Source organism: Algoriphagus aquimarinus (genome assembly GCF_007997215.1).
In the GTDB taxonomy this organism is placed as follows: domain Bacteria; phylum Bacteroidota; class Bacteroidia; order Cytophagales; family Cyclobacteriaceae; genus Algoriphagus; species Algoriphagus aquimarinus_A.
Window position 1 is genome coordinate 66,353 of the sequence record NZ_VORW01000002.1, and the last position, 13,874, is coordinate 80,226.

The 13,874-nt window shown below is 39.4% G+C and carries 10 protein-coding genes; 5 read left to right on the forward strand and 5 right to left on the reverse strand.

Annotated features, from left to right (window positions below; all coding sequences use genetic code 11):
• Positions 1-2 precede the first annotated feature (2 nt).
• Both ESV85_RS04850 and ESV85_RS04855 read right to left on the reverse strand, forming a co-directional pair.
• On the reverse strand, positions 3-2,039 hold the full coding sequence (locus tag ESV85_RS04850; protein WP_146915311.1) for a thioredoxin domain-containing protein: 2,037 nt from the start codon (positions 2,037-2,039) through the stop codon (positions 3-5).
• A 230-nt stretch (positions 2,040-2,269) separates the two neighbouring features.
• Positions 2,270-3,247 (reverse strand): GSCFA domain-containing protein, encoded by a 978-nt coding sequence (locus ESV85_RS04855; protein ID WP_146915313.1) that lies wholly within the window; start codon positions 3,245-3,247, stop codon positions 2,270-2,272.
• Positions 3,248-3,389: 142 nt separating this feature from the next.
• Between ESV85_RS04855 and ESV85_RS04860 the strand changes: the two genes are divergently transcribed.
• Both ESV85_RS04860 and ESV85_RS04865 read left to right on the forward strand, forming a co-directional pair.
• Complete coding sequence (locus ESV85_RS04860) at positions 3,390-3,899, forward strand: RNA polymerase sigma factor (RefSeq protein ID WP_146915315.1); 510 nt, start codon at positions 3,390-3,392, stop codon at positions 3,897-3,899.
• Positions 3,886-4,479 carry a hypothetical protein gene (locus ESV85_RS04865; RefSeq protein ID WP_146915317.1) on the forward strand — a complete coding sequence of 198 codons (594 nt, stop codon included), beginning with the start codon at positions 3,886-3,888 and terminating at the stop codon, positions 4,477-4,479. The genes ESV85_RS04860 and ESV85_RS04865 overlap by 14 nt, the downstream gene beginning before the upstream one ends.
• A gap of 45 nt (positions 4,480-4,524) precedes the next feature.
• Here ESV85_RS04865 and ESV85_RS04870 read toward each other — a convergent pair whose 3' ends face one another.
• Both ESV85_RS04870 and ESV85_RS22450 read right to left on the reverse strand, forming a co-directional pair.
• Positions 4,525-5,271, reverse strand: coding sequence for a DUF1835 domain-containing protein (locus tag ESV85_RS04870; protein WP_146915319.1), 747 nt, complete (start codon positions 5,269-5,271; stop codon positions 4,525-4,527).
• 217 nt (positions 5,272-5,488) lie between these two features.
• Entirely contained in the window at positions 5,489-5,689 is a 201-nt protein-coding gene (locus ESV85_RS22450; protein ID WP_223275910.1) for a hypothetical protein, read from the reverse strand.
• A 204-nt stretch (positions 5,690-5,893) separates the two neighbouring features.
• Here ESV85_RS22450 and ESV85_RS04880 point away from each other — a divergent pair, with 204 nt between their 5' ends.
• The 3 genes from ESV85_RS04880 (at position 5,894) to ESV85_RS04890 (ending at position 13,406) form a co-directional block, all read left to right on the forward strand.
• A complete protein-coding gene (locus ESV85_RS04880) occupies positions 5,894-8,329 on the forward strand; it encodes a S9 family peptidase (protein ID WP_146915321.1) in 2,436 nt (811 codons plus the stop codon).
• A gap of 424 nt (positions 8,330-8,753) precedes the next feature.
• Positions 8,754-11,903: a SusC/RagA family TonB-linked outer membrane protein gene (locus ESV85_RS04885; protein ID WP_146915323.1), complete on the forward strand. Its 3,150-nt coding sequence runs from the start codon at positions 8,754-8,756 to the stop codon at positions 11,901-11,903.
• Positions 11,904-11,915: 12 nt separating this feature from the next.
• Positions 11,916-13,406 carry a RagB/SusD family nutrient uptake outer membrane protein gene (locus ESV85_RS04890; protein WP_146915325.1) on the forward strand — a complete coding sequence of 497 codons (1,491 nt, stop codon included), beginning with the start codon at positions 11,916-11,918 and terminating at the stop codon, positions 13,404-13,406.
• Positions 13,407-13,480: 74 nt separating this feature from the next.
• Here ESV85_RS04890 and ESV85_RS04895 read toward each other — a convergent pair whose 3' ends face one another.
• Positions 13,481-13,870, reverse strand: a complete 390-nt coding sequence (locus ESV85_RS04895) for a VOC family protein (protein WP_146915327.1) — start codon at positions 13,868-13,870, stop codon at positions 13,481-13,483.
• Between the last annotated feature and the right edge of the window lie 4 nt (positions 13,871-13,874).

A 13,874-nucleotide genomic window follows, 5' to 3' on the forward strand; every position in this document is an offset into this window, starting at 1 on the left:
GATCAGGCTAAATAGGGGAGTTGTGAAATGGCTTCATCATACGTACCGACTGGTTTGCGGCAGGCATGATCAAAGCAAACATAAATTAAGGCATTTCCTTGAGGATCGGGAGTCTTATCGGAGAGAATTGCGGCATTTTCTGTCAAACTTTCTGAGTAAGCCAATATCATGTTAGGAGAATAGCTCTGCTGAAATTCCTTAGCCTTGTCCAATGCTCCGCTTCCGACAATTGCGATTTCCGCTGTTGGGACCAGTTTCTCCAAAAATAGATTTGCCCAGTTGCAAAGGAAGCTAGGCTCCTTTTGGATGAGTTCTTTCATTCCTCCGAGCATTTTGGAGGCGATTTCCGAGTATTTTTCTTCGTAAGTGAAAAGTGAAAGGCGATGGAGATTCCTTGCCATAACTGAATTGGAAGCAGGAATCACATTATCAAAAAGTTCTTTTTTATTGGCTATCAGCTTTTCTGCTTTGGGATTGTTGAAAAAGAAAAAGCCGTCGCTTTCATCGTAAAACTGAGCGATGCAAAAATCAGTGAGTGACCTTGCAAAATCCAACCATCGAGCATCTCCAGTTGCTTCAAAAGCCATCATGGACGCTCTGATCACAGCTGCATAATCTTCCAAAAACCCGGGAGTATATGCATTTCCATTTTTGTACGCTCGGTGAAGCACACCATCTATCAACAGTTTTTCTTGGAGAAATTCCAGATTTCCGATAGCTAATTCCAGCATGCTCTTTTCGCCGGTTGCATAATAGGATTGAATCAAGCCAGCGCTCATCAGACCATTCCAGCCGCTCAGAATTTTGTCATCTTTCCCGGGATAGATCCGTTTGTTTCGCACCTCGAGCAGTTGTGCTTTTACCTTTTTTAAGTTGGATTTGAACTCAGACAAGCTCATTCCAAACTCTTCCGCTAGTGTTGCTTCGTCTTCTGTTTGGAAAAGAATATTTACTCCTTCTTCCCAGTTTCCTCCCGGTTTTAGGTTGTACAGTTTACTAAACCATGGTAATTCTTCCGGAATCAATTTCTTCAATTCCTCATAGGTCCAGACATAGAATTTGCCTTCCACTCCCTCGGAATCTGCATCCTGAGCTGCATGAAAGCCACCTTCGCCATTTAGCATTTCTGCATCTAGCCATTGAATCGTTTCAGTGACTTTTTCTTTGAAGAAATTATCTTTGCTTACTTGATATGCTTTTGCATACAATTCCAAAAGTTGTCCATTATCATAAAGCATCTTTTCGAAGTGGGGAGCAAACCATTCTCCATCTACAGAATAGCGGGCAAATCCACCTCTCAACTGGTCATAGATTCCGCCCATTCCAATCTTTTTCAAGGTGAAAAAGACTTTTTCTAGCATTTGATCATTTTTACTTAGCACGGCATAGTCTAGAATGAAATGCCAGATTGCCGGCATAGGGAATTTCGGAACACGATTCATTCCCCCCCATTCTGAATCAAATTGAGCAATTATCTTGGTAGCAATCTCTGCGAGTTCATCGGGATCCAATTCCTGATTTCCGGCAGAAATTCCATATTTCTCGGTTTCTTTTCTATTGAGACTGGTACCAAATCCTTCGGCGCTTTCAGCCAATTGATCTTCATTTTTCTCAAATGCTTTGGCGATGTTTGATAACAAACCTTTCCATTGCTGATTTGGGAAGTAGGTACCGCCATAAAAAGGCTTCTGATTTGGCATCAAAAATACATTCAGAGGCCAACCGCCTTGCAATCCCATCGCCTGCACCGCATCCATATAGATATTGTCGATGTCTGGACGCTCTTCCCGGTCGATTTTGATGCAAACGAAATGTGCATTCATTACCTCCGCTGTAGCTTCATCCTCAAAACTTTCACGCTCCATCACATGACACCAATGACAGGCCGAATAGCCAATGGAAACTAAAATGGGTTTGTTCTCGCTTTTCGCTTTTTCCAAAGCTTCTGCTCCCCAAGGCATCCAGTCCACAGGATTGTGTGCGTGTTGGAGTAAGTAGGGGGATTGGCTTTCTGAAAGTTTATTGGTGTGTTTTGGCATGGTAAAGTTGGAACTTGTCACACTGAATAATGAAAATTTAAAATTTATAAAGGAGCGATGACGTTGTCCGCCTGAGCACTTGAGAGACGAGAGTCTCGAAATCGAAGGCTCTTTTAAATTCATGTAAAATTATTGTCCTCGATCCCGATAGCTATCGGGACGCTCGGACTGACACAATTTGCTGTGAAAACATAATCAGTCATTGGTATCCAGGGCGAATTGTTGTAAGGTTAAAAGTTGGAAAGTTGAAAAGAAGTGGATTCGATTTCTTTTGAAAAATCAAATTTCTCATTCAATCGTTCCAGCTTTTGGAGAAGATTTGTAAGAAACGTCAGATGTGCTTCAGTTTTAGGATTGAGTGGTCTGTGGGCTAGTTCTTGTTTCACTTTTTGAATTTGATTGACTTTTTCCTGCGTTTCCGAAGAGAAATGAGACTTACTCCACTTTTCCCAGATATAATCTTCGGCTTCTTCAGATGGGTGAATTAGGTCCTTTTTATAAAAACGATAATCACGTAATTCGTCCATCATCACCTCATAAGCTGGAAAATAAGAGACAAATGAAAAGCGATTTTCCAACTGCGAACTAAGTACCCGAAGTAAACTTTTACTAAGCTGATTTTCCGGAATCCCATCTTTAGTGTGACGGACTGGGCTTACTGTAAGGATGATTTTTAGATTGGGAAAAACTCTGGAGATATTCCCAAAAATGTGGCTAAAATGTAATTCCATTTCGTCCAGCGGCACGAGTTTCTTTCGAAACTGCTTTTGGGGAAGTTTATGGCAATTGGCCACTCTGCCAAATTCTTCTGTCTCGTAAATCCATGCTGTACCCAAGGTCAGGATTAGATGTGTGCCGGTTTCCAGGTATTGCTTGACAGTAGCAAGCTGATGAGCATATTTCTGTTTGAGTTCCTCCGGCGATTCAGCATATAAGTCAGAATGTGCTCCTAGATAGAAGAACAGTCCGTCACGCTCCAGAATCCCGTCTTTCTCCAGCTTGTCCTGAAACATTGCATGGTCCAGCAGATCACCCAGAATCAGAGGATGGAAGATCGTCCCAAAAGGATTCACGATACAATCCATTTTAGCAGCTATCATTTTTTGTCCTATCGTCTGCGCAAAGCAAGAACCCATACTTAGGGTTTTGCTCTGATGGGAGATGGGGAATTGTGATTCAGGAATTGTGAATTCAGTGGACCATTGCATACCCGAAATTAAGCATTGTGACTCGATTCCCTAACTGAAAGAAATATGCGTTTCCAATTAATTTTGGATACTTTCTAAATAATTTTCAGCAATTCTGTGATTTTTCTCAAAGATCATAGACTAATGGAGTAAATGAAATCAAATGAGTAAAGAGGAACAGTTCGTCAATCTTATCCATGAAAATCAGGGACTGATCTACAAGATCGCTACGATTTATGCGAAGGAAAAAGCCGAACAGGATGATTTGTATCAAGAGATCGTGTACCAGACGTGGAAGTCTTTTGATCATTTCAAAAAAGCTTCGAAACCGAGCACTTGGCTCTATAGGGTAGGGATGAACACGGCTATTACTCATTTGAATAAGTCCAAAAAGCAATTGAATACCCTGCCTTTTGATCAGGTGACTATTCAGTTTTCTGAATCAATCGATTCAGAGAAAGAGGAGAAAATCCAATTGCTCTATGCTCAAATTAGAAAATTGAACTTGCTTGACCGTGGAATTATCTTTCTGTTTTTGGAAGAAAAAACCTACGAGGAAATTGCTGAGATATCCGGAATCTCTGTGAGTAATGTGGGGACAAGAATGTCTAGAATCAGGCAAAAATTAAAATCAGAAATGAATCCTAAATCTACTACAGATGGAACTCGATGAAATGAAATCCCTTTGGGCTGACCTCAGCCTGCAGGTGGAAAAACAAGATAAAATTCAAAAAGAACTTCTTATGGAAATCACCAAGCAAAAATTCAGAAGCAGTCTTAATAGTGTCAGGATTCCTGAAATCCTTGGGTCTATCGTGTGTGCTGGCTATGCAATGTATTTTCTTTCCCGTTTTTCAGATTTTGAAATTTGGTACAATCAAGTTTTTGCGTTGGTGAATATATTCATCATGATCGCACTTCCTGTGGCTAGCTTGACAGCGATAAAAGGTATGAGAAGCGTTCGAATTGACTTAGAAGCTCCGGCAGTGATTTTGGAAAAGTTTAATAAAAGTAAGATCCGATTTTGGAAGGTTCAGCGCTACGGAATGATCTTGGGAGCTGTACTTTTATTCACCTTAATACCCCCACTTACAGAGCTGAATGGTTCAATTGAAAAGATTCAAAACCCTACATTTTGGATGATTTACATACCCTCAGGACTATTGTTTATATTCTTACTGACCCGATTTGTGTACAAAAAATATAAAGGAACAATTGAAGCTTCTGAAAAAATGTTACGTCAAATAGATTGATTGAATTAAAACAGAGGAGCTGTTTTGAGCAGCTCCTCTATCTTATTATTCGGATTCTTCTTTTTTCAATTCTTCCCAAAGTCGTTTCACTTGCAAATCGCCGTAGCCATAAATTGCATATTTTATGTGAAATGCTCTGAAAATTTTCCCAAAATCATCTGTTTCCAATTGAGCTGCAATTTCTTTCAATGCTTCTTTTGGTTTGCCAAGGTACTCTCCATGAGGAATGGAATCTTTCCATGCTTGTACAGCTGGAAGTAGAAAAGGTAGCTCAGGACTGACCTGCTTAGAAAGCGTAAGTGCTTCGGAAATGTCTGGTCTTTCATATAGCTCCCACATATGACTTAAAATGTGCTTTTCGTTTGCGGTTAGCAATTTGGCATCTCTAAATGCTTGCTCCAGTTGCAACTCGTTCATTCCTCCAAAACCTTCGATTAAATCAGTGGTAGGAGATATCAGGTATACCGAGCCCGTATGCTTTTCCATCAAATGCATCACAAACCATAAATTCACCTGACAAAAAAGATCATGCTCAAACCAGAGATAGACTTTTGTCTCATGTGAGGCAGTTAGGATTTTTTTAAACTCAGGGACTACTTTGGTGTAATAATTCTCATCAGAAGCAGTAGGGTAAGTTGTAGTGAGGTACTTATCCCGAATCACATAAAGCTCTTCGATAGAGTCAGCATCTACTGGACCATCCACTAGGCATTCCTTCGCGACTGCAATTTCGCCGGGGATGCTTGCTGGAAATGAAGATGCCAACGAATCACCATTTAAAACATGTAGCATATTAGTGTTGTGGGTTATTAGTTCGGACTAAATTTATGGAAGTTCGGATCATTTCCCTAAAAACACCTTCATCAACATCAGAGAATTTGTGGATATAGAGACATCCTTTTGATTTTTTATGTTTACCCAATTTCGCTAGAAAAGGTTACAGATCTGCCTCTCCTAACATAATGTAGATAGATAAAGATTGTTTCCTAGGGGAATAGCCTACGGGAGGTCAGTCTATTTCTTTGCCTGAATTGTATTTGAAGCTACCAAAACCAATGATACTTGATCCCCACATGACTGGTTCTTCACAAGTTTCCTCTTTGAAAAGTTGTAAAAGCTTCAGCCCATCAGCTTTTCGGAGAGGATGTTCTATTGCGTTAAGAAAGTCTTCAACTGATTCATCTGTTGCTTTGGTTTTTGGTCCTGACATAGTAGCTGAATTTACGGTTTTGTAGCTTTAGGTTAAAAATTAAGTCAATAAGTAGCCTTTTCCTGTACAGATGGTAAATCTCCCTTTTATTTTTTCTGATTTATTCAATAAGTTGTAGTTTAAATGGTTTTTTCGCCTTTCATCTTAATCTAAATGTGCTCCTGAAAAGTTTGTGGTATTTTTCATTGACCAAAATATAATATAATGAAATTAAGAGCTTCAATAATCTTTGTGTTAGTTGTTCTACTCGGTTTTTTTGGGTTTGAAGTAACGGCACAAAATACTTATCAAACGCCTCCAAAATCCATTGCTGATTTAGTAAATGCACCAAGTACACCTTCTGTAAGGTTTAGTAAAAATGGTGATTGGATGATCCTGATGGAGAGGTCGGACAATCCAAGTATTGAAGTTCTCTCTGAGCCTGAATTGAGAATTGCTGGTATGAGAATCAATCCTGCTACTTCAGGGCCTAGCCGTCAGATAGGTGTAGAGAATATCAAAATCAAAAAAACTCAAACAGGCGAAGAGATTCAGATTTCGGGATTGCCTGCTCAGCCTAATATGGGCGACTTTAGATTTTCGCATGACGAGAAGTATATGGTTTTTACTCAGACAGAGTCTGATGGAATTAGTCTTTGGATAGTTGATTTGAGCTCTAATTCAGCTAAAAAACTGACCGATAAAATAATTAATGATGTTTATGGGAATTCTGTGCTTTGGACTCCGGGTAATAAACTGCTTGTGAAAGCTGTGAATCCAACTCGAGGTGCTATTCCAATAAGGCCAGCCGCTCCTGCAGGACCTATTATACAAGAAACTACTGGCGATGCAGCGCCTAGCAGAACGTATCAAGACCTGCTAGAGAATCCATACGATGAAACACTCTTTGCTTATTTCATGGACTCGCAATTGATGGAAGTAGATTTGGATGGAACCAAAAAGCCAGTAGGTTCAGCTGGGATGATTAAGTCAATAGATTTATCCCCTGACGGAAACTATATAATGGTGGAATTGATCAAAAAGCCATTTTCCTATTTAGTGCCAGCGAGTAGATTTCCATATGATGTAGAAATTTGGACAAAAGCTGGCGCGAAAGTTAAAGCATTGGCACAAATCCCCTTGGATGAAAATAGACCAACGGGCTTTGATGCGACAGTGACCGGGCCGAGAAGTATCAGTTGGAGGGCCGATAAGCCAGCAGTACTCTATTGGGTAGAAGCACAGGATGGGGGCGATGCTCGTAACGACATGGAAGAGCGTGAAATTGTATACACATTGGCAGCTCCGTTTGCAGGAACAAAGCAAAAACTAGCTACTTCGGCGTATAGATTTGCTGGGATTGATTGGTCAGACGATTCGTTCGCCATCATGAGTGAGCGTTGGTCTAGAAGTAGAAAGGATATGCGATCAGTAATAAACCCTTCTAAACCTTCTCAGCCCAAGCAAGTAATTATCGAACGTTCTTCGGATGATTTGTACAATGATCCAGGTGATCCAGTAATGGTAGAAAATGAATTCGGAGAAAATGTGTTGCTGAGAAAAGGTGATTTAGTATATATGACTAGTCCAGGTGGTTCTTCTGAAGGAGATATGCCATACTTATCTACGTTCAATACAAAGACGAAGGAAGAGGATATTTTATGGAGGTCAAAGGCGCCTTTCTATGAGCGTGTGTCAAAAGTCTTAAATGATGATGCTTCGGAGTTTATTACGATCAAAGAAAGCACAGATATTCAGCCGAATTATTGGTTGGTAAATACTAAGAAAAGAATAGCGCCTCAGCAACTTACTAATTTTGATAATCCTTCTGAATCCATTAAGGGCATTCAAAAGCAATTGGTTACTTATAAGCGAAAGGATGGTTTGACACTTTCGGCGGTGATTTATACTCCTGAAGGTTTTGAAGCAGGTAAAGACGCACCTTTACCAGTTTTGATGTGGGCGTATCCTCGGGAATATAAGTCAAAAGAGGTGGCATCGCAGGTTAGAGGATCGCAGTATTCATTTACTCGTGTGAGTTCCGGGTCTCCTCTTTTCTGGGTTACGCGTGGATATGCGATTATGGATAGAACTGAAATGCCAATCGTTGGTGAAGGTGATAAAGAGCCTAATGATTACTTTATCGATCAGCTTGTTGCAAATGCTGAAGCCGCTATAGACGAAATAGTGAATCTAGGGATTGGCGATAGAGATAGAATCGCTGTTGGTGGTCACTCCTATGGTGCATTTATGACTGCAAATCTTCTTTCACATACTAACTTATTTGCAGCTGGAATTGCTAGGAGTGGCGCATATAATAGGACTTTGACCCCTTTTGGCTTCCAATATGAGCAAAGAACCTATTGGGAAGCTCCAGAGGTTTACTTCAATATGTCTCCATTCTCTTTTGCGCATAAAGTAGAAACTCCGATTTTACTTATTCATGGACAGGCAGATAATAACTCGGGTACCTTCCCAATTCAGTCAGAGCGTTATTACAATGCATTGAAAGGTCATGGAGCAACAGCAAGATTAGTTTTCTTACCAAATGAAAGCCATGGGTATTCTGCAAAAGAGTCTATTAACCATATGTTGTGGGAAATGGATACTTGGTTAGAGAAATATGTGAAGAATAAAAATGAGATAGAACGGACCAAATAATTACCCCTTCTATTAGTGAAAACCCTTCTTGAAATATGTTTTAGGAAGGGTTTTTTTAATTTATATCCATTGTCCAGCTGAATATGGTTTTATGTTTTATTCGTTGTACACGATTTTTTACGTTCATTTTTTATTTAAACGGCTTGCTCATTTTATGTATATCAGGTTATTTTTGCACAATGATTCAAAACAATAATGAATTGTATCAAGTTTCCTGTTTAAAATACCAGGGAAAAAAATTCAAAATGTGTAAAAATTTGAAAAAACAGTTTTTATAGCATTTCGAGAAAAGAGTTGACTTTTACGATTTTCCCAAAATCATTTTTTCGCCTGTCAATATAAGAGTTCAGTTTCAGTCAAGTGATAATTTACAATTAAGCAGTCAACGAAGGCTGTGATTTATGTTAACCTTTAATTAAAATTTATGAAAAAAACTTTACTTAGTTTACTCCTGGGGTTGCTAGTAAGTGTTTCAGCTTTTGCTCAAAGCAGAACTGTAACAGGAAAACTAGTATCAGCCCAAGATCCAGAAGGACTCATAGGAGTCAGTGTTTTGGTAAAGGGTACTACCATTGGTGCAGTATCTGATCTTGATGGTACTTATTCCATAGATGTACCAGCAGGGGGAACCACTTTGGTGTTTAGTTACATTGGCTTTCGTTCCCATGAAGAAATAATAGGGAATAGATCTGTCGTGAATGTGACTATGGAGACAGATTTACAGAATCTAGATGAAGTGATCATTGTTGCTTATGGTACAGCAGATAAAGGCAACTTTACCGGATCGGCTGTTTCTTTGAAAGGTGATCAGATAGCTAATCGTCCTATTAACAACGTTGCTAATGCAATAGAGGGGCAGTCTCCGGGTGTCATTACTACTTCGGCATCAGGTCAGCCAGGATCAACCCCTGATATTAGAATTAGAGGCGTCGGATCAGTAAACGCATCCAGTTCTCCACTATATGTAGTAGATGGTGTTCCTTATGATGCAGCTATTTCAAACTTGAATCCTGAGGATATTGAAGATATGACTATCCTTAAAGATGCATCTTCTACTGCATTGTATGGTTCAAGAGCTGCAAATGGTGTGATTATGATCACTACTAAAAGAGGTAAAAAGAACAAGCCCAACTTTACTTTCAGAGTACAGCAAGGTACAGCAAGCAGAGCACTTCCTGAATATGATCGAGTTAATGCTGATCAGTATTATCCTTTAGTTTGGGAATCATTGAGAAACAGTCAGCTAACTGGCGGAAAAGATCTTGCAATTGCAAACACCTATGCATCGGAAAACCTGATTGGTGTATTGGGGTACAATGTGTATAATGTTCCAGACAATCAGATTGTAGGTACAGATGGTACGTTGAATTCTTCCGCAGTTAACAATTTCCAAAGCTTAGATTGGTTTGATGATATTGTGGAAAAAGGAGGTAGGTCTGAATACAATATGACCTATAGTGGTGGATCAGGTAAAACTGATTATTTCGCTTCTGTTGGTTATTTGGATGAGAAAGGATTTATCATCAATTCAGATTTCCAAAGATTTACTGGTCGTCTGAATATTAATACACAGGCTACAGATTGGTTCAAAACAGGCGTGAATCTTTCGGCTACAATGAGTGAAGGCAACAATGCTAGAACTGGTGGAAGCACGAATTATGTGAACCCAATGTTCTTCGCAAGAAATATGGGTCCTATTTATCCTGTATATGCACAAACACCTCAGACAGGTGGTTATATTTTGGATGAATTTGGAGGAAGAGTTTTTGATACAGGTGATTTAATTGGAATGGGCCTTCCAAGAAGAGGAACTGGTGGATCTCCAGGACGCCATGCGTATCAGGAAGCCTTGCTAAACGTTGATAAATTTGACAGAGACGTGATGTCAGCTCGTGCTTTTGCTGAAGTTACTTTCCTAAAGAACTTTGCTTTGAGAACGAACATTGCCACTGATGTAACTTCTTACCTAGATATAGGTTATGACAACCCAATCGTAGGTGATGGAGCTCCAGCTGGGCGTACCAATCGTGCCAACTCTCGAATAAATTCATATACTTTCAACCAGTTGTTGACTTATACGAATACGTTTAAAGAGAAACATTTTGTTGAGGTTTTGGTAGGTCATGAGAACTACGACTACAAATTAAACTTTCAGTCGCTTGCTAAGCAGGATCAAATCTTGGCTGGTAATATCGAGCCAGGCAACTTTGTGACTATTAGCTCTGCAAATGGTAGAATAGATAGAGATAGAATTGAATCTGTTTTCTCAAGAGTGAATTACGTTTTCGATGACAAGTACTCAATATCTGGATCATACAGAGCGGATGGTTCATCAAGATTCTATCAAGATGTAAGATGGGGTACTTTCTTTTCTGCTGGTGCTGCTTGGAATATTGATAAGGAATCTTTCTTTGATGTTGAGTTCTTTGATATGTTGAAGTTGAGAGCTTCCTACGGAGAGGTAGGTAATAATAATTTGCAGCAAAATGGTAATACGTTGTTTTATCCATGGCAGGCACTTTATGACTTAGGTTATAATAACGCTTCTGAACCAGGTATTTTGCAGGCAAGCCTTGCCTCAGAGGATCTTGAGTGGGAGTCCAATAATACATACGATATAGGATTGGATTTTGCGTTTGGTCGCAGGTTTTCTGGTACTTTGGAATACTATAATAGAGAATCTCAAAACCTACTCTTTGATGTTCCTTTATCATTGACTACTGGTCTTTCAAGTAAGTCTCAAAATATTGGTACTCTTTCTAACACGGGTATTGAATTCAGCATCCAAGGAGATATTATTAGAAATAATGATTTCAAATGGACTGCAAGCCTTAACGTGTCGACTTTCAAAAATGAATTCAAAAAACTTCCTTTTGAAGAGCAGATCACCGGAACCAAGAAGCTAATGGTAGGTAAATCAATCTATGACTACTGGTTGAGAGAATGGATGGGAGTAGATTCTGCAACAGGAGAAGGTCTTTATAGAGCTGAGGAATATGCTGAAAATGATGCTACTACCAGAATTGTAGGTCAGGATACTGTGACTACTCGTCAGAATAATGCTAAATATCACTACGCTGGAACTTCAATTCCTGATTTCTTCGGTGGAGTAACTAATACGTTCACTTATAAAGGCTTCTCTTTAAATGTATTGGTGTCTTATTCTGTAGGTGGTAAAATCTATGATGGAGTTTATGCAAATTTGATGAGTGCTGATCCTAATGGAAATGCGCTATCTACGGATGTACTAAATAGATGGCAAAATCCTGGTGATATCACAGATGTTCCAAAAATGGATGTTACTGGTGCTGCACAAACAAATGCTGCATCTGATAGATGGTTAATTGATGGTTCATACCTCAACTTAAGATCAGTAAATCTGAGCTATACCTTGCCTAAGTCTTTATTGCAGAGAATTAGCGTAGCGGGTGCTAGTATATATGTAGCAGGAGAAAATCTAGGATGGATGTCTAAAAGACAAGGAATGTATGTGTCAGGTAATTTTGCCGGTACTACATCCAATACCTACACTCCAGCAAGAACCTTTACGGTTGGTCTTAATGTCAACCTATAATCTGATATACTTATGAAGAAGATATTTAAATCAATAGTTGTAGTCGCGCTTTTAATGAATTTTAGCTGCGCAGATGATTACTTGGATACTATTCCAACGGATGCAGTATCTGCATCAGCTGTGTTTACCTCTACTCAAAATGCCATGGCGGCTTTGAATGGTATTCATAGAATGTTGCTTTTGAGGTTCGATAGCCAAGGACAAGCTGCGGAAGGTGCAGTGATGATCATGCGAGAAGTATTAGCGGATGATGTGGTAATGACTACTCAAGGCAACGGCTGGTATGTGTCAATTTGTAGATGGCAAAACCTCAATTTAGAGACTAGTGGCGATTCTCGCTTTGTATGGAGATATTATTACAAGATTATTGGTAATGCCAATATGATTTTGCAAGGTATTGATGAGGCAGTAGGTCCTCAGTCTGAGAAGGATGAAATCACTGGTCAAGCATTAGCTTACAGAGCTTGGGCACATTTCAACTTGGTTCAACTGTATGCTCAGCGCTATGATGCTGCTGGTAGCAATAGCCAATTGGGAGTTCCAATAGTAACAGAGCCAATCACAGAAGGTGGTGCAAGAAATACGGTAGAGGAAGTGTATACTCAAATCAATGCGGATCTTGATGCTGCTATTGACTTACTTGACGAAAGTAGAAATGCTAAATCTCACTTGAATATAAATGTGGTGAAGGGTATCAAAGCTAGAGTTGCTGCTACTCAGGGCAATTATGGACTTGCTGCTACACTTGCAAATGATGCAAGAGAAGGCTATTCACTTATGTCTAAGAGTGCCCTTTACGAAGGCTTCAATAATACTTCTAATGTGGAGTGGATCTGGGGTAGTCGACAAGTAGATGATCAGCAAACTTATTTTGCTTCGTTCTTTGCTTACATGTCTCTGAATTTTAGCTCGACTAACATTAGAAACAATCCTAAAGCAATTAACAGTACGCTTTATGATATGATTCCTGACACAGATGCTAGAAAAGGTCTTTGGGATCCAAATGCTTCTAAGCCTGCTTTAAGAGATCCTTTCATTGATGAGATGACACTTACCAGTTTCTCTAAGAGAGACTACATGAACCGTAAGTTCATTGCTCAGGGTAATGCTTCTTCCGTAGGTGATGTGCCTTACATGAGAGCTGCAGAAATGATTTTGCTTGAAGCGGAATCTTTAGCTAGATCAGGTAGTGACACTCAAGCAGCAGGAGTTCTTTTTGAACTTGTTTCTGCTAGAGACGATGCCTATACTTTGTCCACAAATACAGGCCAAGCATTGATCGATGAGATTATGATTCAGAGAAGAATAGAGCTTTGGGGCGAAGGTTTCAGGTTCTATGATTTGAAGCGTTTGAACTTACCTTTGGATAGAACTGGTGCTAACCATGTGGAATCTGTAATAAACGGTAAATTCACTGAGCCTGCAGGTACTAATAACTGGCAGTGGTCAATTCCTATTGATGAGTTGAACGCAAATGATAATATGGTTCAAAATCCTTCTTAATTTGTAATCTTAATTTGGTTTATATCCGAAAGCCCGAGGAAATTTCTTCGGGCTTTTTTTGATTTATAGATGTCCTAGACTTCGTAAAATTCAATTGGTAACTCATCTGGATCGGCGATAAATGTGAAGCGCTTTCCTGTAAATTCATCTATTCTGATAGGTTCTATGATAACTTGATGCTCTTTTAGATGTTCAACGCATTCATCTAAATTTTTCACAGCGAAAGCCAAATGCCTGAGACCAGCTGCTTCCGGTCTGGAAACTCGCTCTGGCGGAGAAGGAAATGAGAATAACTCAATAACGTAATTTCCATTAAGGCAAAGGTCCAGTTTGTATGAGTCTCTTTCCTTACGATATACTTCTCTTACGATTTCAAGACCTAGAATTTCAGTATAGAAATTTTTTGAACGGGTATAATCAAAGCATATAATTGCAATGTGATGGATGTGTTTTAATTGTAGCATTAAT